Here is a 22854-nt window from a genome sequence, read left to right as displayed (position 1 = left end):
ACCTTCGGTACGGGCAGGAACGCGCGTTTCGACCCTTACGACGCGCGCGCGCCGAATTCCGGATCCTCGCTATCGGGGCCGCCCATCGACAGATCGAGCATCAGTCCCTTGACCCGCGCCTGCTGGCTCGCGACGGATTGTCCGGATTTGAACTGAGGAGCCTTTGCCGCAAATCTCGTCGGGTTATTGATCCTCGACTGGGCATGGGTCGGTTGATGGCGTGTCGGCGGCGTCCTCGTCTCCCTCGCACCGTCTACCTTGAAGAAGGCGATGGAGGACTGGAGTTCGTCGGCCTGGGCCGCGAGCTCCTCGGAGGTTGCCGACATTTCCTCAGATGCGCCGGCGTTCTGCTGCGTGACCTTGTCGAGTTGCTGGATGGCTTCGTTGATCTGCGATGCGCCGATATCCTGCTCGCGGCAGGCCGCGGAGATTTCGGTGACCAATTCGGCGGTCTTGCGAATGTCGGGAACGAGACGCGAGATCATGACGCCCGCTTCGGTGGCCACCTGCACCGTCTCGCCCGACAGCGCGCTGATTTCGGCGGCGGCCGACTGGCTGCGCTCGGCGAGCTTGCGCACTTCGGAGGCGACGACGGCAAAACCTTTCCCGTGCTCTCCGGCGCGCGCCGCTTCCACTGCGGCATTCAGAGCGAGAAGGTCGGTCTGACGCGCGATTTCCTGCACGATGGAGATTTTCTCGGCGATCGAGCGCATTGCAGCCACGGCCCGGTTGACGGCGTCTCCGGACGCCTCGGCGTCTCGCGACGACTGGCGGGCGATCTTTTCGGTCTGGGCGGCGTTGTCGGCGTTCTGCTTGATGTTGGCTGCCATCTCTTCCATGGAGGCCGAGGCTTCTTCGGCCGCCGCAGCCTGTTCGGAGGCGCCCTGCGAAAGCTGTTCCGACCCCGAGGACAGTTGTTGCGATCCGGCGGAGACATTTTGACTTGCGGTCAACGCATCGGCGACGACGCCGCGGAGACGGTCGACCATGGAGCCGAGCGCCAACCCCAGCATATCCCTGTCCGACAGCGGTTGCGGCTCGACGGTCAAGTCGCCGGCCGCGATCCGGTCGGCGATGGCGGCGGTATTGCGCAGATTGTCGATCAGATTATTGATCGCAGTCTTCATAAGCTCGTGATCGCCTTCGCATTCGATGTCCACGCGCTGCGTGAGATCACCGATGCTGATCTGGCGAAGAACGCGATTTCCCTCGGAGATCGGAATGATGATGGCGTCCAACATGCCGTTGATGCCGGACACCAGCTTGGCGAAATCGCCGACAAAGCGGTTGGCCGCGCCCCGCTCCGAGAGTTTGCCGGCGGTCGAGGCGGCGATCAGGCGCTGAAGTTCATCGGTGATCGCCCGTAGATTTCCACGCAACGTCTCGATCGTGTCGTTGATGAACGCCTTCTTGCCGGGAAACTGCTCGAGCGGCGCTTCGAAATTGCCTTCGCCCAATTGCTTGACACAGGCCATAGCCTTCTTTTTGACCGCGATGTGGCCGCCGACCATGTCGTTGACGCCCTTGGCCATCAACGCAAAGTCGCCCTTGAATTTCTCCACCGGCACGAAAACGTCGATGTCGCCCTTGTCGTGCTCCACAGACATCTTGTTCATCTCGGCGATCAAGCCTCTGAGGTTGGTTCGCAGAGTTTCGATGGTGTCGTTGATGAAGGCCTTCTTGCCGGGGAACTGCTCGAGCGGCGCCTCGAAATTGCCCTCGCCCATTTCCTTCACGCAAGCCATGGCTTTCTTCTTGACGCCGATATGGGCGCCGACCATCTCATTGACGCCCTTGGCCATCACGGCGAAATCGCCCTTGAATTTCTCCACCGGCACGAAGACGTCGATTTCGCCCTTGTCATGCGCCGAGGACATCGCATTCATTTCGGAAATGAGACCCCTCAGATTGGCGCGCAAAGCGTCTATCGTCTGATTGATGAAGGCCTTCTTGCCGGGGAGCTGCTCGAGCGTCGCGTCGAAGTTGCCCTCGCCGAATTCCTTGATGCAGGCCATGGCCTTCTTCTTGACGGCGATATGGGCGTTGACGAGATCGTTTACGCATTTGGCCAGGACGGCGAATTCGCCCTTGAAGTCTTCCGAGGGCAGCATGACATCGATATCGCCCTTGTCATGCTCGGCCGACATATGCGCCACGGCCGCGCGGAACTTCTGTGCGGGCTGCAGCCCGGTTTCCAGCAGTGCGTTGACCGCTATCAAGATTTCCCGGGCTTCGCCCGTCGCCGCATCGAGATTTGCGCGCTCGGAGAGATCCCCACCCGAAATGGCGAGACCGACGCGGCGTATTTCCGCCATCGCCGCCTGAGGCTTGGACGATTTCTTCATTTGCGTGTAGAAAGACATTGCATCACCCCAATTCTAAGCTGCTCTACCGTCAGTTTTCTTCTTCAAGGCTGCACCGGATGACCACCGCCCCGTCGCCGATCGACGCGCCAACCTGCGTCACAACCTGAACAGGCAACATGAGCGAGTTTGAATGCGCACGAGATCTGCGCTGTCATTGAACTCTCACGTCAGCCACCCGGGTCAGGAGTAACCGCATGCGCGACGCGGTCATCAAACACGGAGAAGGGTCATACATTCCTTGCACAGCCTGTAAGCGTCGATCTCACTTGCCTAAGAGCCTGATTTTAAGAGCTCTGCAGGCAGACAAAAACAGCTGTTTGCTGTATTCGCTCAGTTTGGGGGAAGACATTTAACAAGGCGCAAATTTATTGTTCTACCTTTTAGCCACCTGCCGCACAAAATTTCACGGTTGCAAGGATCTACAATTGGTAATTTCAATTAGTAAATCCTAATTTTTTGAACTACACCTCGGAAACCGCGACGGCCTCTTAGAGGTTTTGGGCGGTTCTTGTTTCAGAAAAGAACAGCCGAGCCGTTGTCGGAAGCCGGCGCACGGTTGCATTGGAGGCTCGGCTCCTGCGCGAGCGTCGACACGGCAGCAAGGGTTATTATCGCTCCCTAACGATCCAGGGGAGAGAAGCCCCAGACCTGCTTGCTCGATTCGCCGTCCATGAACGCGCAACGCATCGAACGGCGCGCCGGAGATCTCCGTTCCTTACCTTGCAACATGAGGAGAAAATCAGAGCTTCTCGTCTATCGCGACGTCGATCCCCTCCCCGATCGCGTAGAACTGACCGCCCGCCACATAGTGGATGCTTCTGAGCGACGAACTCGCCTCCTCGAAACGCCAATGCCCGTCGCGGAACACGCGTGTATCGGCCCAGGCCGCAATGATTTCGCCGAAGAACAGATCATGGCGGTTCTGGATCTCCGCCTCCGGCAGCAGCCGGCAAGCGAGCCAAGCGGAGCAACCGACCACGAAGGGTTGGTCATGGCCTTCGAAGTCCAGAAATTCGACGCCGGCCTTCACCAGCTTTTCGGGGTCGTCATGAAGGCTCGTATGCCCCAAGGCGTAGGTCAATCTCGCTTGCACGACCGTAGGCACCTGGATGACGAACTTGCCGGACGCCTCCAGCAGTTTGCGGGTCATCGTCGAGCTGTCGAGGACGACGGTCAGCTTCGCCGGGCTGTAGTCGAGCCCGCACACCCATGCCGCCGCCATGACATCGTCGACGCCATCATGCCGGGCCGAGACGAGCACGGTCGGACCGTGATTGACGAGCCGATAGGATTTCTCCAGCTCTACCGGCGCAATGTGATCCAGCGTCAATGTCGTCATCCCTCAATAGTGCTCGATTTCATCGTGCTCAAACACTCAAGCCTGAGCGGATGAAGAAGGCTGCGCGATAACGCCGCCGCTCACCGGTTTCACCACCCCCGTCGTGCCGGGAAAGCTCAGCGGCAGCCGCTTGGCGGATCGCACCGCCAGATAGGCCCAGGCCTCCGCCTCCATGCCGTCGCCCGAAAAGCCGAAGCGTTCGGCGGGCTCCACGACCATGGGCGACAGGATCTCGGCGAGATCCTGCATGATGACCCTGTTCAGCCGTCCACCGCCACAGATGACGGCCAGCGCCGGACGCTCGGGCAGATGGCGGAGCGATCGCGCGATCGCCTCCGCCGTCAGCCGCGCCAGGCTGCGCGCGCCGTCATGCAGGCCGATCTCGCCGGGAACTGGAGGACGGAAATCGTTGCGATCGAGCGACATCCGCTCTGGCGAGGTGAAGAATGGTTGATCGAGGTAGCGGTCGATCAAGGTCTTCACCACGACGCCTTCCGAAGCGATGGCGCCGCCCTGGTCGAACGGCAGTCCCGCCTCCGCCTCCACCCATTGGTCGATCAGCGTGTTTCCGGGACCGGAATCATAGGCGATGATCTCGCCCTCGGCGCCGATGAAGGTGAGGTTGGAAATGCCGCCGATATTGACGAACATCGTCGCGCGGCCCGCATAATCCTCGAGACCCGCCGCCAGAGCGGCGTGATAGGCCGGCGCAAGCGGCGCGCCCTGTCCGCCATGAACCATGTCGTTTGCGCGCATGTCATAGACCACCGGACGCCCGGTTTCCCGCGCGAGCAGCGCTCCGTCGCCGAGTTGCACCGTCAGCGCCTGCCGCGGCCTGTGCAGCACCGTCTGGCCGTGAAAGCCGATGCGATCGATCTCCGCCGGATCCAGCGCAAACCTGGCGAGAAACGCCGTCACCGCAGCGGCATGCCGCAGAGTCAACTCACGCTCGACGTCACGGAGATCGCCGGGGCGCTCCTGGCGCGAGACGATCGCTTTCGCCGTTTCCAGCGCGCCCTGCAGCCGCCTGCGAAAAGCCGGATCATAGGGAAGACTTATCGAAGGGCCGCGCTCGACCACACACTCGCCATCGGTGCGGATCATCGCCACGTCGACGCCATCCATCGACGTGCCGCTCATCAGGCCGATCGCCGTCTCAAGCTGCGGCATGATCTGCGGCGTCTTCGGTTTTGGCGACGAGCTTGGCGGATAGTTTCACGCCAAGCGCATCGAGGATTTTCATGATCGAAGCGAATTCTGGGTTCCCATCGCCGCTCAAGGCTTTGTAAAGCGCCGAACGGCTCATGCCCGCATCGCGAGCCAACTGGCTCATGTTTCGCGCTCGCGCGACGACGCCCACGCATTGTGCAATCAGAGCGGGATCGCCTTCTTCGAACGCCGCAGCCAGAAATTCCTCGATTGCCTCATCGCTATCAAGATATTTCGATGCATCGAAAGGTTTGGTGATCAGTCCCATGCGCGTTCCTTCCATTCTTTCGCAAGCCGTTTTGCTTCCGTGATGTCGCGCTGCTGGCGCGTCTTGTCTCCGCCGCACAACAACAAGATAACGACAGGCCCTCTTTGCGTGAAGTGGAGCCGATAGCCCGGGCCATAGTCGATCCGCGCCTCGTAAACGCCTTCGCCCACCGATTTCACGTCGCCCAGCGCGCCGGTCTCCATCCTCACGAGGCGCATGGTGATCCGTCCCTTGGCCCTGTCATCTTTCAGACCCTCAAGCCATGCGTCGAAAACATCGGTTCGGAAAACGGCGATCATGAGAAACTGTACTGCGTAGAGGACATATTCGCAATCACTCCCCTCCCCATCACGCCTTTTGATGGTTCCAAGGGGTGCAACACCGCAAAAACTTTGCTAAAGGCGCGCTCGTATTCCACCCGAAAGCAGAAGACCATGTCCAAGTTCAAATCCGAATTCCTGCACACTTTGTCCGAGCGCGGCTACATCCATCAGATCTCTGATGAAACCGGCCTCGACGATCTGCTTTCGAAGGAAACCGTCACCGCCTATATCGGCTATGATCCCACCGCCTCCTCGTTGCATGCGGGCTCGCTGATCCAGATCATGATGCTGCACTGGTTCCAGGCCACCGGTCATCGCCCGATCTCGCTGATGGGCGGCGGCACCGGCATGGTCGGCGATCCCTCCTTCAAGGATGAGGCGCGTCAGCTGATGACGCTCGACACAATCGAGAGCAACATCGCCTCGATCAAGAAGTGCTTCGCGCAATACATGACCTATGGCGACGGCCCCAAGGACGCGTTGATGATCAACAACGCCGACTGGCTGCGCGGGCTCAACTACCTCGAATTCCTGCGCGATGTCGGCCGCCATTTCTCGGTCAACCGCATGCTGTCCTTCGACAGCGTCAAGACGCGTCTCGACCGCGAGCAATCGCTGTCCTTCCTGGAATTCAACTACATGATCCTCCAGGCCTACGACTTCGTGGAGCTCAACAAGCGCTACGACGTCCGGCTGCAGATGGGCGGTTCGGACCAGTGGGGCAATATCATCAACGGCATCGACCTCGGCCACCGCATGGGCGCGCCGCAGCTCTACGCGCTGACCTCGCCGCTGCTGACGACTTCGTCCGGCGCCAAGATGGGCAAGTCCGCCACGGGCGCCGTCTGGCTCAATGCCGACATGCTCTCGGCCTATGATTTCTGGCAGTACTGGCGCAACACCGAGGACGCCGATGTCGGCCGCTTCCTGAAGCTCTACACGACGCTGGCCATGGACGAGATCGCGCGCCTGTCCGCCCTCGGCGGCTCCGAGATCAACGAGGTCAAGAAGATCCTCGCCACCGAAGTCACCGCCATGCTGCATGGCCGCGATGCCGCCGAACAGGCGGCCGAGACGGCGCGCAAGACGTTTGAAGAAGGCGCGCTCGACGCCAACTTGCCGACGGTGGAAGTCGGGAGAGACGAGATCGAGGCCGGCGTCGGCCTGCTCGCGCTCTTCGTCAAGGCCGGTCTCGCCGCCTCCAACGGCGAAGCGCGCCGGCACGTCCAGGGCGGCGCCGTCAAGATCAACGACAAGGCCGTGACCGACGAGAAGACGGTGATCGGCGCAGGCGAGGTGACGGCCGAGGGCGTGATCAAGCTGTCGCTGGGCAAAAGAAGCACGTGCTGGTCAAGCCGGTCTGAGACCAGCGACCCGCTTCGAGCATCTGCGCCGCGTCCCCCAGGGGCGCGGCCTTTTTATTCGAACTCGAAGATGTTGCGAAACACGCCGGGCGCGATCAACGACAATGGATTCACCGACAACTGCGCCGCGTCGAACGGACCCTCGAGCTTGAAGGTGATGCCGAGCAGACCTCGATCCCGGCCATTGCCGAGGATGTTGCCGATGATCGGCAACTGTCCGAACAGGCTGTTGATGCCATAGACCGGCATGAAGGTCCCGGTGATGTCGATCCGACCCCTGGGGTCGCGAACGACGCCCTGGAAGGTCGCACCCACCTGGTCGCCGCGCACGATGCCGTTCTGCACGCTGATGACCCCGCCATCCATGAGCAGCCGCGCAAAACCTCGACGGAATTTTTGGGAGCTGGTGTCGATCTCGGTCTTCAAGGCATCGGTCAGGCTTTCGCCATTCGCGCCCGTGCGCGCCGACACCAAGGATTTCAGACGCTGCTCGTTCACAAGAGCGAAGTTGCGGATGTCCACCGATCCCCGCCAGGATTTCTCGCCGCGCGACGTCAGCTTCACATTGAGCAGGCCGCCATTCATGTTCTTGTAGACATCGGCGAAACGAGCGAGCGCGCCGGCGTCGCCGCTGGCGATTTCGAAAGCGCCGGTCGAACCGTTCCTGCGCACCACCACCGCCTGGCCGGAACGGGTGACGCCGCCGAAATCGAGCGTGGAAATCTCGCCTTTTCGGGTCGCCATCGTCAATCGAACCTGGCTGAGGCTTTCCTTGTTGTAGCCCCCACCGATCCGAGCGTGGCGCTGATCGAAGTGCTGCTCGCATCCTTCTGACCTTTCGAGGCCGCCGCTCCATTGTCATCCTTCAGCTTGGAAAGCAGCGGGCGAAGGTCGAGAGCGTCGCCCGTCACGGCGATCGCATAGCCTTTGCCCTTCCGGTCGAGCGAAACGGCGAATTTGTCGTCTGGCGACAGCCTGATTTTCTTGAGGTCGGCGGCCAGGAGCCCCGACTTGTCCAGCTTGAGGACGCCGGAGGCGCCGAAGCCCTCGCCGCCGAGGGAAAAGTCGTCCAGCGTCGTCACGCCCTGCGCCGACGACATGGAAAATTCCGCCTTGGCGGCCACGCCGGCTCCCTTCCGCCAACCGATACCCGGAACCGAAAGCGAGGCGTTGGTCAGATCGACGGCGACCTTGTCGGCGCTCACGGAGTCGCCGCTGATGTCGAGGCCGAGAGATCCGGAAACGACGTCCGCCAGGCTCGGAGAGATGGAGGCGAGTTCGTCATTGCCGATATCTCCGAACACGCGCCATTTCCGCAGCTCGGCCCGGTCTTTGCGAACCGGCTCGGTCGCTTCTATTTTCAGCTTCATACCATCGATGTCGGCGCGCGCCGTCAGCCGGGCGGCATACTGATCGACGGAGAGGTCACCGGTGAGATCACTGATCTGCCTGTCGCGGAAGGGCTTCTTGAGCGAGACGTCCGACAGTTTGAGATCGGCCTTGAAGACCGGCGCCGGCGGATGCTGGGCCTCTTCCAGCCCGAAGACGCCCTGCACCTCGCCGGCGACGTTTCCGGTCAGATCCGACAAGGCGAAAGGCGCGCGCGACATCGCGTTGATGGGCGGAAAGCTGGCGAATTCCGCAACCGCCGACGCCGCGCCTGCCGCCTTCAAGGTCAGTTGACCCATTAGGGGTTTATCCGAGATATCGCCGATCAGGAAACGTCCGCCGTCGCTGGTCAACGTCTTTCCCGAGGGAAGAGGAATTCCACCCCTGGTGATGGCGACGCTCACCATGCGGTCTATCATCTCGACGCGTCCGCTGGTCTTGGTCGCCGCCGGCATGGTCTTGTTGAAGCGGATGCCCGCGTCTTCCACATCGAGAGAAATCTTGATTTCTCCCGGTTCGAAATGAATCGGGATCGGATGTTCGGGGATGCGGCCGGCCGCGAGATTGACGTCGATCTGGCCGTTTCGCACCATTCCGCCCTGAACATTCTGGATGACCCAGTCCCGCACTTTCGCGGCATACCAGTAAGGCCAGAGGCGCCGCAGCGAATCGACCGTGAGCATATCGGACCGCGCCGCGAAACTGACCGCGGGAGACGGTTCGACGAAACGCGCCGCGAGCGAACCGGCGAAATTGCCCTCTTTCGTCGACACGCCGATCGTATCGAGCTGCAACAATCGCGGTTCGGGCGCGAAGAAGCCGGCGACGCGAAGACTGAAAGGTTGCGGCGGCAAATCCACGCCTTTCACGGCCGAATAGGCTTCATTGGAGACCACCTCGAATGCGAAGCCGGCCGGCTGATTCTTCTGCACCCTGTCGAGATCGATCAGCGTTCCCACCAGCGGCAGCCGCGTATCGCCGGAGACGATATCGCCGCGGTCGAGGACGAATTTGCGGTCGGCGAAATCATAGCGCAGCTGCCCTTCCCCCTTGTCGACCGGCTGGGTGATGCTGTCGGCATAGAACAATCCGGGACCGGCTGCGATGCGGATGAGAAGCGTCTTTTCCCGCTCCGCCGTCACCCCGATCGTCAAAGGCATCTCGATCCCGAACCGCTTCTCGCCGGTGATCTTGCTCCGCTTCATAATGAAGGAATTCGACGGCAATCGCTCGACATTGGCGTTGAGCGCGGTGACGGTATTGCCGTCGGCGTCCACCGTAATCGTGATCCGGGGCCGCAGATCTCCGAACTCGGCCGCCGTTTTCAGCACGTAGCGACCCTCGTCGGGATGAGTGAGATCGAAATCGACGAGCGAGACGCTATCGCCATGTTCGGTGGGACGCGGCAGCTTGAGCGACAGCCGCGTCGCCGCGACATCCATCACATCCGCGCGGCGCAGAGCCTCCACCAATCGATCGATGGCGGGGAACGCCGCGCTCAGCGCGTTCGGGATCGCGTCGATCCGCAGAGACTTGAGGTCGAGCGGGGCGCCGGCTGGCAGGAAGCGCAGATCGCCTTCGGCCGATCCGATTTCGGCGCGCGACAACACGATCCGTCCCATCATCAGCGACAGCGGGCTGAGCGCCACCTTGAGGCTGTCGGTCTTGAGCGCAACGACGCCGCTCGGCTTGTGGACGATCTTCACATCGCCCGCGGCAAGCCCGAGAAGCCAGGTCTGTGTAAAGCGCAGCCTGACCGAGCCGACCGACGGCTGGAAATCCGGACCGAGCGCGGAGGACAATTCATGCTCCGCCCGCGCCGTCAACGTGTCGTCGAGATAGCCCTCCTCGAGCGCGACCAGCACGGTGCTGAACACGGCGGAGAACACGAGCACGACGACGGAAAGCAGTTTCGCCACGATGCGCATCGGCCTGCGTCGCGTCGGCGTGGCGAGAAGCGGCGCGTCCGGCCGACGGCAAGACGGCAGATCGTCGAGGGAGCAATAGTCTCCCTTGCCAAAAACCACCTTTTCGCCGCGAATGTGATCCAAGCCGCAAACCTCTCTCGGTCGAACATCGTATATACGTTGTCGCGATTCCGACGAACCGCTCATATCTCAATAGAACGATTTGCACAGCGTGGATGCTGAGAAAGGCACGATAAACGCCATGGCCGAACTCAAAGCCGGTGACAAAGCCCCGCAATTCACCCTGCCGCGCGACGGCGGCGGCAGCGTGTCCCTCGCCGAACAATCTGGCAAGAAAGTGGTGCTCTATTTTTATCCGAAGGACAATACCGAGGGCTGCACGATCGAAGCCATCGATTTTACGCGCCTTCTGCCGGAGTTCGAAGCCGCCGGCGCCGTCGTGATCGGCATGTCCCCCGACAGCGTCAGGAAGCACGACAATTTCTGCAAGAAGCACTCTCTCGGCGTCATCCTCGCCTCCGACGAAAGCACCGAAACGCTCGCCGCCTATGGCGTCTGGGCTGAGAAGAGCATGTATGGCAAGAAATACATGGGCGTGGAGCGCACGACGGTCCTGATCGGCGCGGACGGCGTGATCCTCAAGGTCTGGCCGAAAGTCAAAGTGGCCGGCCACGCGGAGGAAGTCCTTGAAGCGGTGAAGTCGCTTTAATAAGTGGAATCGGAATGTGAGCTCATGCGGACATCCGATTCCAATGACAGACGATTTCACCATCGACAGCCTGCGCGCCGGCGCGATCGCCGGCGTGGCCCAAGCGGATCTCGACCGCAAGATGGCGCTGACGCGCCAGACGCATCGACTGTGGGCCGCGCGATCGCTCTCGCTGAGGTCGCCGCTCGATCCGCAACTGCCCGTTAGGCCCGGCCGACCGGAAAAGCCAGCGCTCGTCCCCCGAACAAGATGAAGAAGCGCTCACTGCACACGGCGCATGGACGCATCGCGCTGCTGCACGCCATCTGCCATATCGAACTCAATGCGGTCGATCTCGCGCTCGACATCGTCGCGCGCTTCGCCGACCAGCTTGTGCCGCGCTCCTTCTTCGACGGTTGGATGATGGTCGCCTTCGAAGAGGCCAAGCATTTCCTGATGGTCCGCGACCGACTCAGACAATTGGGCGCCGACTATGGCGACCTGCCCGCCCACGACGGCCTATGGGAGGCGGCGCATTCGACGCGCAATTCGTTGACCGCACGGCTCGCCGTCGTGCCGCTCATTCTGGAAGCCCGCGGCCTCGACGTGACGCCGTCGATGCGCGACAGCCTGCGGGAACTCGGCGACGAAGAGAGCGCCAAGGTCTTCGATGTGATCTACGAAGACGAAAAGGGCCATGTCGCGGTGGGCGCCAAGTGGTTTCGCTTCCTCTGCGCCCGCGAGAAGAAGGACCCAGCCGTAGCCTTCCAGTCCCTGGTGCGCGAAAACTTCAGAGGCGGATTGAAACCGCCATTCAACGATCTCGCCCGCGCAGCCGCTGGTCTCACGCCCAGTTTCTACCGTACGCTGTCCCCGCTCGGAAACGCCTGACATCCCTTCGATTTCTGCATTGCGGACCGCAAACTTAACCTTTCGTTAACCCTAATAAATTCTAATCCGACCAAGGAATCCAGGGGAACGTCGGAACCGTCGCAGCGGCCGGTTTCAGATCACGAGGTTGGCGGGCGTGTCGGACGGAGCAAGCAAGACATTCGGCCGGAGGCGGCAGCAGCATCTGCTCATTCTCGCGAGCGGCGAAAAGGTTCGGCACATGACGGTCCGACCCTGGATGACGGCGCTCGCGGCGGCGGGCGTCGCCTTCCTGTCGCTCGGCTATCTCGGCGCCACCGCCTATCTCGTGCTGCGTGACGACCTAATGGGGGCAGCCATGGCCCGCCAGGCGCGCATGCAGCATGATTACGAAGACCGCATCGCCGCGCTCCGCGCCCAGGTCGACCGCATCACCTCCCGGCAATTGCTCGACCAGCAGGTGGTCGAAAACAAGGTCGAAAAGCTGCTCGAACAGCAGATGGCGCTGAGCTCCCGCCAGGGCAAGATCGGCGACGTGCTGCAACGGGCCGAGGGCGCCGGGCTGGATGCGACGCCGCCGGACGCCGCCCCCGTCAAGGCCTTCGTCCCCGAGGAGGAGCACTCCTCCTTCTCGCCGCTTTCGTCGTTCAAGACGTTGCTGTCGCGGGAGCGGCTGGCGCAGGCGCCAGAGAAGTCTGCGTCCCTCGCCCCGCAACCCGGAAAGAGCGACATCGCCGATCGCGCCGACCGCCTGTTTACCAAGGTGACGCTGTCGCTGAAATCGATCGAGCGCCAGCAACTCGCCCATATCCAATCGCTCGCCGCCGACGCCCGCGAACGCGCCGACAGGATCCAGTCTATCCTCGCCAACACCGGCTTCCGCTTGCCGAGCGACGTCGCCTCGGCCGATTTCAATGCCGACACCGCCATCGGCGGCCCCTATATGCCGCCGGAAACCGGCGACATGTTCGAGGATTCGCTCAGCGATCTCGACCTGGCGCTGCAGAAATTCGAGCGCGTGAAATCCTACGCCGAAACGCTGCCCTTCGCCAATCCGGCCCCCGGGCGTGAGATCACCTCGCTGTTCGGCAACCGTATCGACCCGTTTTTCGGCAAGCTCGCCATGCATGCCGGCATTGACTTCCGCCAGAAGACCGGCGGCAAGGTGTTCGCGACCGGCGCAGGGACGGTGATCGCCGCCGGTCCGGCCGGCGGCTACGGCATCATGGTGGAAATCGATCACGGCAACGGCGTCACCACCCGCTATGGCCACCTCTCCCGCATCCTCGTCGACAAGGGGCAGAAGATCGCCGACGGCGACATCATCGCGCTCTCCGGCTCCACCGGCCGCTCCACCGGGCCACACCTGCATTATGAAGTGCGCCGCAACGGCCGCGCCGTCGACCCCTTGCGCTTTCTCAACGCCGGAATGAAACTCGACACCTATATTCGCTGAGCGGGCGTCTGGCGCGGCTCTTGCTTCCACAGATGCGAAACAGGAGCTCGGTCATGGACATATCGTCGCCTTCGCGCTCGCCTTCTTCGTGTTCGCCGCCAGCCCCGGGCCCGACAACCTGACCATCGTCGCCCGCACCATATCTCATGGATGGACGTCCGGTCTCGCCTATGGACTGGGCACGGTGACCGGCATCCTGATCTTTCTCGTCGCAGCGGTGTTCGGCCTCTCGGTCATCGCCAGCGAGATGGGCTTCGTCATGACCGTGCTTCGTTATGCCGGAGCGATCTGGCTGATCTGGACCGGCATACGTCTGTGGACCGCCAGACCCGACGCTGCGGATCTCGCCCAACGCAGCCGTGACCGCGGTCTTCTTCCGGCTTACACATCGGGCGTGCTGCTCAATCTCGGCAATCCGAAAATGCCGCTTTTCTATGTCGCACTGCTTCCCAATGTCGTCGGCGCCGATATCGGCCCGGCGCTGGCGCTGGAGCTCGCCCTGGTCATTCTCCTCGTGGAGGCGGTGGTGATTGCCGGGCATCTGTTCATCGCGAGCAAGAGCAGCCGCCTGATGACCTCGCCGGTCGTCGCTCGCAGGGTGAACCGCGCCGCCGGCTCCGTGATGATCGGAACCGGGGTCATCGCCGTGGCGGCGCGTTGATAATGTCGCCACGTTAAGGCTAATCGCCTCCAAGACCGTGATTTTCTTGACTTGCTGGTCGTTAACGATTATGCCCCACGCAGCTTATCCAGCAGCGCTGGACAGATTCCAGGGTAAATAAACGCCAACAACGGAAAAGTCATTTCCTTTGACAACCTTTGAAGATCTCGGCCTCAGCCAGAAAGTCCTCTCCGCAGTCACGGATTCGGGCTATACGATCCCCACCCCCATCCAGGCTGGAGCCATCCCGTTCGCGCTTCAACGGCGTGATATCCTCGGCATCGCCCAGACGGGCACCGGCAAGACCGCGTCCTTCGTGCTGCCGATGCTGACGCTTCTCGAAAAGGGTCGCGCCCGCGCCCGCATGCCGCGCACGCTGATTCTCGAGCCGACCCGCGAATTGGCGGCACAGGTGGCGGAAAACTTCGAAAAATACGGCAAGAACCATAAATTGAACGTCGCCCTGCTGATCGGCGGCGTGTCTTTCGACGATCAGGACCGCAAGCTCGAGCGCGGCGCCGATGTGCTGATCTGCACGCCCGGCCGCCTGCTCGACCATTGCGAACGCGGCAAGCTGTTGATGACCGGCGTCGAGATCCTGGTGATCGACGAGGCCGACCGCATGCTCGACATGGGTTTCATCCCGGATATCGAGCGCATCGCCAAGATGATCCCCTTCACACGCCAGACGCTGTTCTTCTCGGCCACCATGCCGCCGGAGATCCAGAAACTGGCCGACACATTCCTGCAGAATCCCGAGCGGATCGAGGTCGCCAAACCCTCTTCCACCGCCAAGACCGTGACTCAGCGCCTCGTCGCCAGCCACAGCCAGGATTGGGAAAAGCGCGCCACGCTGCGCAACATTATTCGCGAAGTCGAGGCCGACATCAAGAACGGCATCATCTTCTGCAATCGCAAGAAGGACGTCGCTGACTTGTTCCGCTCCATGGAGCGTCACGGCTTTTCGGTCGGCGCGCTGCATGGCGACATGGACCAGCGCTCGCGCACGACCACGCTGCACAATTTCAAGGAAAACAACCTGAAATTCCTGGTGGCCTCGGATGTCGCCGCGCGCGGCCTCGACATTCCCGACGTCAGCCACGTTTTCAATTTCGACGTGCCGATCCATGCGGAAGACTATGTCCACCGCATCGGTCGCACCGGCCGCGCCGGACGCTCCGGCGCCGCTTTCATGCTGATCACCAAGCGTGACGCCAAGCATCTCGACGCGATCAAGAAGCTGATCAACGAAGAGATCGAGTGGCATGGCGGCGATCTCTCCGCACTTCCCGAGCGCGAGGAAAGCGAAGACCGCAAGTCGTCCGACCGCCGCGGCGGCCGGGACAAGGGCCGTGGCCGCGATCGTGATCGTGATCGCTCCAAGGCGCCGCGCGACGTCGCGGGTCATAAAACCGACATCGAAAAAGCCGATAAGAGTGCTGTGATCGACATGGCCTCGAAGAAAGTTGAACCACCTATGGCGAAGACCAACCAGGCCCCCAAGCGTGACTATCGCGACGAGCGTCCTTACCCGGCCAACGACGACCATCGTCGCCGCCGCTATCAGGACCGCGACGATGGTCCGACGCCGGTGGGTTTCGGCGACGACATCCCTGCCTTCATGATGGTGTCGGCCGCCATCAAGTAAGATGCGGCCCGGCGAGGATTTTCCCGGAGTCGGCGTCGGCCTCGTCATCATACGGGACGCCAGGCTCCTTCTCTATCGTCGCGTGCGGCCGCCCGAGGCCGGGCATTGGAACATCGTCGGCGGCAAGATCGATCATCTCGAGGCCGCCATCGACGCCGTGCGCCGCGAAGCCGAGGAAGAGAGCGGACTATCGATCCGCTCGGTCGAATTTCTCGGTCTTTCCGAACAGATCTTTGGAGACGAAGGACAGCACTGGCTGTCGCTGATCTATCGCGCCGTTGAGTTTTCCGGCGAAGCTCGGGTGACCGAGCCGGAGAAACTGCCGGAATTCGGCTGGTTCCCCGTCGATGCGCTGCCGCAACCGCTGTCACGCTTCGCGGCCGACGCCGTGGCCATGTTGACCAAAGCCCCGTTGCGCTGAGGGGCCCGCGTAAAGCAGGCCCCGGTTGAACAAGTCAAAGCAGGAAATCGCCGCGGCCGAGCTGTGACAGTTTCACGTCGTCGAGCGTCAGTTCGGCCTTGCCGAAATCGATGACGACATCGCCGCCATGCTGCGCCATCATCGTCTTGAGATCGACGAAGGTGTAGTCTTTGCCGGCCTCCCTGAGGTCGATGCGATCATGCCCGGAATGGGTGTCGCGCGCCTCGAAGTCGGTAATTTCGTCCTTGCCGTGATACTTGGAAAAGACGAACACGTCTTTGCCCGCGCCGCCGCTCAACACGTCGTCGCCCCCGTGCCCGTCGATCCGGTCATTGCCGCCGAAGGCTTTCAAGACATCGTCGTCTTCCGAGCCGTAGAGCCAGTCCTTGCCCTTGAAGATCGTCGCCATCAGCGCCATGTCGTCCTTCGTGGAGACCGTATCGATGGCGGTTTGAATTCTGGTCGCGGCGACGCTGAACTCCATATAGAAGACCGTGTCGCCGAACCGGGCTTCGTAGGAGGTCACGACGCCGCCCGTCAGCCGTCCGTCTGCATCGTAGGTCAGGTTTTTGCCGACGAAATGCTCCTCATATCCATTGGCGTAAAAGGCGGCGAATTCCTTTTTCTCGGTGGTGAACTGAGAAGCTGTCGTAATGCTGTGATAGTCGATCTTGTCGATGTCGAAACCGACGAAGGCGTAAGCTAAGGTCATGGCGCGTCTCCCTTTTCGTCCGGAGAATACGCGGGCGACTTGCCGGCTTTCAAACGGGCGCGACTATGCAAACAGCCGCATGCGATGAAAAAGCTCTGCGAAACGCGGCGCCTCACGACAGACGGCGCGCGGCCTCATAGGCGATCCTCACCCAATGCGCGGCTTCGTCGGGATCGTCATAGGCTGCGCCGGGAATCGGCCAGTAGGGCATGGCGACCGGCTTGCCTGACTTATTGTGCGTATAGGTCCATTGCGACGATCCGGCCTCCTCGTAGAGCCGCCCGGCTTCCTTGTCGCCCTTGAGCATGATGCCGTCGAAGAGGTCGATGGCGATGATCATGCCGTCGGCATAGATGCCCTTGCCGCCGAACATGCGGCGGATCGACACCGGGCCGACGGCCCGAAACAGATCCTGGATATCGTCGACGTCCATGCCGTTTTCCCCACGCCAGTCGGCGAGACTATCGACGGGCGACGCGGAGGCGTCAAGCGCGCCTCTCAGAACCGGGTCGTCGCCCCCACCATGATGGTCCTGCCGCGACCATTGGTGATGCCGCTCAGAATGTCGCCGGTGCCGGTATTGGCCGTCCAGTAGGCCTTGTCGAACAGGTTCTCGACAGTGAAGAAGGTCTCGAAATGCTTGCTGACCTTGTAGGAGCCGTAGAGGTCGAACAGAGTATAGGCGGGCCGCTCCAGGCTCTGCTCCTCGTTGACATAGGCCTGGATACTGTCGCCGACGTAACGAACGCGACCGCCCACGGTGAGCTTTTCCTCGAGGAATCGCGCTCCGACATCCAGCATGCCGAAGTCGTCCGGGAGAGTGCCGACGTCATTGCCGAAGCCGGCGGCCAGGCCCAGGGGCTGGTCTGTATCGGCGATGGTAAGGGAGATATTGGCGTAGAGGCGGCCCGTGTCGTAACCGCCCTCGATTTCCACGCCCTGCATGATGGTCTCGCCGGCCAGATTGATCCACTTGGCGTCGTTGTTGGCGTCATAGCCATAGGTGATGTAGTTCTCGATGCGGTTGTAGAAATAACCGATCTTGAGATGGCCCTTGTCGGTCGCGCTCAGCAGGCCCTCGCCCATCAGATTGACGCCGATGTCGAGCCCCTTCTGTTCTTCGGGAACGAGATTGGGATTGTTGTTGATCGGGTCGCCGACGCCGTTGAAATTATGCCCGCCGGGATAGAACAGTTCTGACGTAGTCGGCGGACGCATCGTATGAGCGTAGGTGGCGTAGAATTGCGCCCAATCCACCGGCGTGAAGGTTCCGCCGATCTTGGGGTTCCACTTGCCCCCGACCGATCGATCGCGTCGCCGCCGCAATAGCCGTTGGCGCAGTCGTCCGGCGCGCCCGAGGCGACGCCGCTCAGGCTGTAATGGTCATAGCGCAGCCCGGTGGTCAGTCCGAACATGCCATACGTCAGCGTCGCGTCGCCGAAAGCGCCGCTCTTGACCAGCTTGCCGTCGGGATTTGCGCCGCTTTGCTCATTGCCCTTGTACTCGTCGGAATTGAGCGCCGCGCCATAGTTGAACTTGACCTCGGTGTCGTCGGTGACATCCCAGAGACTGGTGTTGCTGATGTCGACGCCCAACCCGGTGTCGCGACCGTCACGACCGTCGAAGACGCCGTCACCCGTCAGGGAGTCCAGTTTCACATCGGTGAAATTGGCGTAAGCATTGACGCGCAAGTCGATCAGGTTGTCGCCCGGCGTATAGGCGTATTTGGCTGAATAGGTCTGGTTCTCGATATGCCAGCGATAGCCGGCGCTTTCGACGTCGAAGGCGTTCTTGTAATAGACGCCGCCCAGATCGAGCGAATGCGTGTCGTCGGGCGCGATCGTCACCTTCATCAGCGCCGAACGCGGCTGCTGCGAAGCGTCGTAGGGATAATCCTGCCCGTCGCCGTTTTCGTAGTTGCCGAAATTGCTGCCGGAGACGGCGCCCATCACCGAGAAATCACCGCTCTCGCCGACGTCGCGGCGGATGCCGGCGGCGGTCAGCCGTGAGAAATAGTATCCGTTGGTCCCGGTGCGCAGCGTCGTCATCAGGCCTTCGCTCTTGCCTTCCAGCAGGACGTCGTCGATGCCGACGGTGCGGAGATTGGCCGATCCCGACAAGGTTCCGAGCCCTTCGGCGCCGCTGACTGCGCCGCGGGAGATATCCGCGCCGGCCAGCATGTTGGGATCGACGTAAGCCATGTTGTCGAAGCTGCCGCCATGGCCCGAAAGATTGCGGAAGGTCTGCGGCACCCCGTCGATCATGGTGTTGACGCGGCCCATGCCCTGCATGCCGCGGATATTGACGGACACGCCCGGCTGTTCGGCGCCTTCGCGGGTGAAGGTGCCCGCCTTGGCGCGCAGTGCGGTGTTGATGTTGCCGTTGTAACGCTGTTGAAAATCCTCGGCGCTGATCTGCGAGACCGGCGCGGCCGAATCCGTGATGTCGCCTTCGCCCGGCGTCGTGGTGATCACCAGTCGTTTGAGCTTGGTTGCGCCGTCGCTGGTGGTTTCCTCGGTGGGCGCGCTTCGGGCGTCCTGCGCCTGCGCCAGTTGAGCCGACACGAACACGACAGCGGTTCCGGCCATGAAAATGGCGGCCAAGCGCTTCAAACCCACGATACACCCCATGCGATCGGAAGTCCTGGCTTGTGCCGTAGGCGGCGACTGGCTGGCGACTGCTTCATCGACCCCCGCGGCCGACCAGAAGCAATTCGCATATCATGAATTAATCTGTCAAGTTTTAAGAGAGTTATGCACCGAGAACGCCGCCTGCCGCGATCACGGCGTCCGGCGTATCGGTGTCGAGATGCGCGGCGGGGCCGATTTCGACGTCGAGCACGGGCAGACCGCTTTTCTCGATGACGGGACGCGCGCCGATATCGCCCTCCAGCCTCATGACAGCCGGGAATACCGATTTCGGCAGGATCACCGGATTGCCGCGCTTGCCGTTGGACACCGCCCGCACGATCGAGTTTCCTCCGGCCGCGACGAAGGCCCGCGTCAGGCAGGTAATATCCTCCGCTGTCACTGCCGGCATGTCCGCGAGAAGCACGAGCAGCCCGTCGGCGTCCGCAGCGGCGGCCAGACCGGCGCGCAACGACGACGCCATGCCGTCTTCATAGGCCGGATTGAACACGGCGCGACATCCCAGACCGTCGACCGCGGCTTCGATCTCGGCGGCGCGATGGCCCGTAACCAGCAGGGGCGTCGCGTAACCGGCCTCCTTTGCGACCCTCGCCGTCCGCCGCACCAGCGGCTCGCCGTCGAACAGGGCCAGAAGCTTATGTCTGCCTTCCGGTCCCATCCGCCGCCCCTGCCCGGCCGCCAGGATCACCGCTTCGATTTGCAGGCCTTCGGGTCTGGCCTCGCCGAGTCGCGGCCTCGGCCGGGTCGGTATTTCCATCAGCAAGCCTCCCACGCCCCAGCCGGTCATTTCATGGACGGTCGGCCATTCGCCCGCCATGACCCGCGAAAGCACCCAGTCGAATGCGTTCTCCTTCGGGCTGCGCGCGCAACCCGGCGCGCCGACCACCGGCTTGCCGTCGATCTCGCCGAACACGAGCAGATTGCCGGGATCCACGGGCAACCCCGCCTGGATCACCGTCCCGCCCGCCATCCGGATCGCAGCCGGGATGACGTCGTCGAAATCCGTCATCGCCGACGCGCCGAACACCACGACGAGATCGTGATCCGGCAGCAGCGAGACGATCGCATCCTCCACCGCCTCTGTGCGATGCGGAACCCGAATTTCGCGATCGAGCCGGCTCCGCGACGCGGACAGCCGCGCTTTGAGAAGTTGCGCCGTCTTGTCCATCACCGTCGATTTCAGCGACGGAAGCATGGTCGCCACCAGCCCGACCTTGAGCGCTCCATACGGCTTTATTTCGAATGGCCGCGCCTGCGCCAAAATCTCGACGGCGGCGGAAACGGCGGCGCCCGGCGCAGCGAGCGGAATGATCTTGATCGTGGCCACCATGTCGCCCGCCTTGACATCGGCTTGATCGCGCAGAGTGGCGAGCGTCACGGCCGGATCGAGACGGTTGAGACGATCCACCACGGCGCGATCGGCGCGAAACAGGCCGTTGCAGGCGGCGAAGACATTGACGCGGCCGGTCGTCGCCGGGGAAAATGTGAGGTGATCTTTTGGTATGGCGTCTGCGATCGCTTGCGCGGCCTCGTCTTCCTCGACGTCGCCCGGGTCGAGGCGCACGACGATCACCTCGGCAATTCCCGCATCGGAGATCGCCGTCACATCGTCTGGCGTCAAACGTCTGCCTTTGGGTAGGTTGAGGCCTTCCGCCCTCAGAGAATGCGCCAGCAACGCGCCCTCTGCCTCGTCGAGCGGAACAGGTCCGAATTTCATGCCGTCTCTCCAACGCGATCAGGACGCGATGAAACCACGGGCGCTCGCAAGCGTAAAGACCGGTCGGACGCTTCACGCGACCGACCGGCGCAAGACTGCATCAACCGCGGTCGCGAAACCGATTGGTGATCGGATAGCGGCGATCGCGGCCGAAATTCTTCTTGGTGATCTTCACGCCCGGCGCCGATTGCCGGCGCTTGTATTCGGCGAGATAGAGCAGATGCTCGACGCGGTGCACGGTGGCCGCGTCATGGCCGCGGGCAATGATGTCCTCGGTGCCCATTTCCTGCTCCACCAGACATTCGAGAATATCGTCCAGCACGGGATAGGGCGGCAGCGAATCCTGGTCGGTCTGGTTGGGGCGCAATTCGGCCGACGGCGCCTTGTCGATGATGTTGTGCGGAATGACCTCGCCAGACGGCCCCAGCGCGCCGGGCGGCACATGCGCATTGCGCCAGCGCGACAGCGCATAGACCTGCATCTTGTAGAGATCCTTGATCGGATTGAAGCCGCCATTCATGTCGCCATACAGCGTGCAGTAGCCGACCGACATTTCCGACTTGTTGCCGGTCGTCACGACCATGGAGCCGAACTTGTTGGAAATCGCCATCAGGATCATGCCGCGCGCGCGGCTCTGCAAGTTCTCCTCGGTTATGCCTTCCTCGGTGCCTTCGAACAGATCCGACAGCGCCGACAGGAAACCCTGCACCGGCTCCTCGATCGGCACCGTGTCGTAGTGGCAGCCCAGAGCCTTGGCGCAGGCCGCGGCGTCAGTGAGCGAGTCGGTCGACGTATAGCGATAGGGCAACATCACCGTGCGCACGCGGTCCTCGCCGAGCGCATCGACGGCAATCGCTGCGCATATGGCCGAGTCGATGCCGCCGGACAGGCCGAGCACGACATTCTTGAAGCCGTTCTTGTTCACATAGTCGCGGAAGCCGATCATGCAGGCGCGGTAATCGGCCTCCTCCTTTTCCGGCAGCGGCGACATCGGCCCTTCCGAACAGGTCCAGCCGCCCTCGCGCCGCTTCCAGGTCGTCGTCACCACCGCGTCCTCGAACTCCGCCATCTGGAACGCGAGGGAGAGATCGGGGTTGACGGCGAAGCTGCCGCCGTCGAACACCAGTTCGTCCTGCCCTCCCAACTGGTTGGCGTAGATCAGCGGCAGCTTGGTGCGCGTGACCTGAGCTTTGACGATGTCATGCCGTATCGGCATCTTGCCGCGGTAATAGGGCGAGCCGTTGGGATGCAGCAGGATTTCCGCGCCCTTGGCCGCCAAAGTGTCGGTGACGCCAAGCGAGCCCCAGATATCCTCGCAAATGGGAATGCCGACCGACACGCCCTTGATCGTCACGGGTTCCGGCTCGCCCCCGGCGACGAAGACGCGTTTTTCGTCGAACTCGCCGTAATTCGGCAGGTCCACCTTGTCGCGGATCGCCGCGATGCGTCCGGCCTCGAGCACGGCCACCGCATTGTGACGGCCGGTCTCGCCTTGGCGCGGAAAACCGACGATCACGGCCGGGCCATCCTCGCGGGTCTCCCCGGCCAGCTGTTCGACCGCGCGCAGGCAGGATCTCAGGAACGCCGGCTTCAGGACCAGATCTTCCGGCGGATAGCCCGAAATGAACAGTTCGGTGAGCAACAGGATATCGGCGCCCTGGCGGTCGGCGTCGGCCAGGGCGTCGCGCGCCTTGGCGAGATTGCCGACGATGTCGCCGACGGTGGGATTGAGTTGCGCGATCGCGATCCGAAGCGTGTCCGTCATAATGCCCATTCTCTCTTTCCGTCCTTCGGTCTTAGCATAAACGTCCGCCTTGTCCATGACACCGGGCGCGCGAACCAAGTTC

17 protein-coding genes and 4 pseudogenes are annotated in these 22854 nt (G+C 62.2%); 7 read left to right on the top strand and 14 right to left on the bottom strand.

The features are described from left to right. Positions 1-35: 35 nt before the first annotated feature. The 6 genes and pseudogenes from H2O14_RS00235 to H2O14_RS00215 form a co-directional block, all read right to left on the bottom strand. Positions 36-1940 (bottom strand): methyl-accepting chemotaxis protein, encoded by a 1905-nt coding sequence (locus H2O14_RS00235; protein WP_409526935.1) that lies wholly within the window; start codon positions 1938-1940, stop codon positions 36-38. Positions 1941-1961: 21 nt separating this feature from the next. Then, a pseudogene (locus H2O14_RS29165) lies at positions 1962-2111 on the bottom strand (hypothetical protein); the annotation flags it as partial. Positions 2112-3105: 994 nt separating this feature from the next. Further along, positions 3106-3696 (bottom strand): flavin reductase family protein, encoded by a 591-nt coding sequence (locus H2O14_RS00230; RefSeq protein WP_246697251.1) that lies wholly within the window; start codon positions 3694-3696, stop codon positions 3106-3108. Between the two features lie 45 nt (positions 3697-3741). After that, complete coding sequence (locus tag H2O14_RS00225; protein ID WP_182826007.1) at positions 3742-4875, bottom strand: anhydro-N-acetylmuramic acid kinase; 1134 nt, start codon at positions 4873-4875, stop codon at positions 3742-3744. Further along, on the bottom strand, positions 4862-5182 hold the full coding sequence (locus tag H2O14_RS00220) for an addiction module antidote protein (RefSeq protein WP_182826006.1): 321 nt from the start codon (positions 5180-5182) through the stop codon (positions 4862-4864). Before H2O14_RS00220 ends, H2O14_RS00225 begins: the two co-directional genes overlap by 14 nt. After that, a complete protein-coding gene (locus H2O14_RS00215; protein WP_182826005.1) occupies positions 5173-5481 on the bottom strand; it encodes a type II toxin-antitoxin system RelE/ParE family toxin in 309 nt (102 codons plus the stop codon). Before H2O14_RS00215 ends, H2O14_RS00220 begins: the two co-directional genes overlap by 10 nt. A gap of 135 nt (positions 5482-5616) precedes the next feature. Here H2O14_RS00215 and tyrS point away from each other — a divergent pair. Next, a pseudogene (tyrS, locus tag H2O14_RS00210) lies at positions 5617-6843 on the top strand (tyrosine--tRNA ligase); the annotation flags it as partial. An 80-nt stretch (positions 6844-6923) separates the two neighbouring features. Here the strand turns inward: tyrS and H2O14_RS00205 are convergent. Then, a complete protein-coding gene (locus tag H2O14_RS00205; protein WP_182826004.1) occupies positions 6924-7613 on the bottom strand; it encodes a hypothetical protein in 690 nt (229 codons plus the stop codon). Positions 7614-7615: 2 nt separating this feature from the next. Further along, a complete protein-coding gene (locus H2O14_RS00200) occupies positions 7616-10309 on the bottom strand; it encodes a DUF3971 domain-containing protein (protein ID WP_182826003.1) in 2694 nt (897 codons plus the stop codon). A gap of 118 nt (positions 10310-10427) precedes the next feature. Here H2O14_RS00200 and H2O14_RS00195 point away from each other — a divergent pair, with 118 nt between their 5' ends. The 6 genes and pseudogenes from H2O14_RS00195 to H2O14_RS00170 all read left to right on the top strand — a co-directional run bounded on the left by H2O14_RS00195 (position 10428) and on the right by H2O14_RS00170 (position 15930). Beyond that, entirely contained in the window at positions 10428-10895 is a 468-nt protein-coding gene (locus tag H2O14_RS00195; protein WP_182826002.1) for a peroxiredoxin, read from the top strand. Between the two features lie 43 nt (positions 10896-10938). Further along, a pseudogene (locus H2O14_RS00190) lies at positions 10939-11765 on the top strand (ferritin-like domain-containing protein). Positions 11766-11901: 136 nt separating this feature from the next. After that, the gene (locus H2O14_RS00185; protein ID WP_312858529.1) at positions 11902-13200 is read left to right on the top strand and encodes a peptidoglycan DD-metalloendopeptidase family protein; all 1299 of its coding nucleotides are present in this window, start codon (positions 11902-11904) and stop codon (positions 13198-13200) included. Between the two features lie 88 nt (positions 13201-13288). After that, complete coding sequence (locus H2O14_RS00180; protein ID WP_312858528.1) at positions 13289-13861, top strand: LysE family translocator; 573 nt, start codon at positions 13289-13291, stop codon at positions 13859-13861. 148 nt (positions 13862-14009) lie between these two features. Next, complete coding sequence (locus tag H2O14_RS00175; protein WP_182826000.1) at positions 14010-15509, top strand: DEAD/DEAH box helicase; 1500 nt, start codon at positions 14010-14012, stop codon at positions 15507-15509. 1 nt (position 15510) lies between these two features. Beyond that, positions 15511-15930 carry an NUDIX domain-containing protein gene (locus H2O14_RS00170; protein WP_182825999.1) on the top strand — a complete coding sequence of 140 codons (420 nt, stop codon included), beginning with the start codon at positions 15511-15513 and terminating at the stop codon, positions 15928-15930. A 34-nt stretch (positions 15931-15964) separates the two neighbouring features. Here H2O14_RS00170 and H2O14_RS00165 read toward each other — a convergent pair whose 3' ends face one another. The 6 genes and pseudogenes from H2O14_RS00165 to H2O14_RS00145 all read right to left on the bottom strand — a co-directional run bounded on the left by H2O14_RS00165 (position 15965) and on the right by H2O14_RS00145 (position 22781). Further along, the gene (locus tag H2O14_RS00165; RefSeq protein WP_182825998.1) at positions 15965-16642 is read right to left on the bottom strand and encodes a M10 family metallopeptidase C-terminal domain-containing protein; all 678 of its coding nucleotides are present in this window, start codon (positions 16640-16642) and stop codon (positions 15965-15967) included. Between the two features lie 112 nt (positions 16643-16754). Next, positions 16755-17075, bottom strand: a complete 321-nt coding sequence (locus H2O14_RS00160) for a TfoX/Sxy family protein (protein ID WP_182825997.1) — start codon at positions 17073-17075, stop codon at positions 16755-16757. Positions 17076-17140: 65 nt separating this feature from the next. Continuing rightward, positions 17141-17899, bottom strand: a complete 759-nt coding sequence (locus H2O14_RS26905) for a TonB-dependent receptor domain-containing protein (RefSeq protein WP_312858527.1) — start codon at positions 17897-17899, stop codon at positions 17141-17143. 914 nt (positions 17900-18813) lie between these two features. Further along, a pseudogene (locus H2O14_RS26900) lies at positions 18814-19230 on the bottom strand (TonB-dependent receptor plug domain-containing protein); the annotation flags it as partial. A gap of 163 nt (positions 19231-19393) precedes the next feature. Then, complete coding sequence (locus tag H2O14_RS00150) at positions 19394-21007, bottom strand: NTP transferase domain-containing protein (protein WP_182825995.1); 1614 nt, start codon at positions 21005-21007, stop codon at positions 19394-19396. Positions 21008-21107: 100 nt separating this feature from the next. Then, a complete protein-coding gene (locus tag H2O14_RS00145; RefSeq protein ID WP_182825994.1) occupies positions 21108-22781 on the bottom strand; it encodes an NAD+ synthase in 1674 nt (557 codons plus the stop codon). Between the last annotated feature and the right edge of the window lie 73 nt (positions 22782-22854).

It is taken from the genome of Rhizobium sp. G21, from assembly GCF_014158035.1.
Taxonomy (GTDB): domain Bacteria; phylum Pseudomonadota; class Alphaproteobacteria; order Rhizobiales; family Rhizobiaceae; genus Rhizobium_E.
Note: the sequence above shows the minus strand (reverse complement) of the source record. Positions and strands in the feature narration are given on the sequence as shown.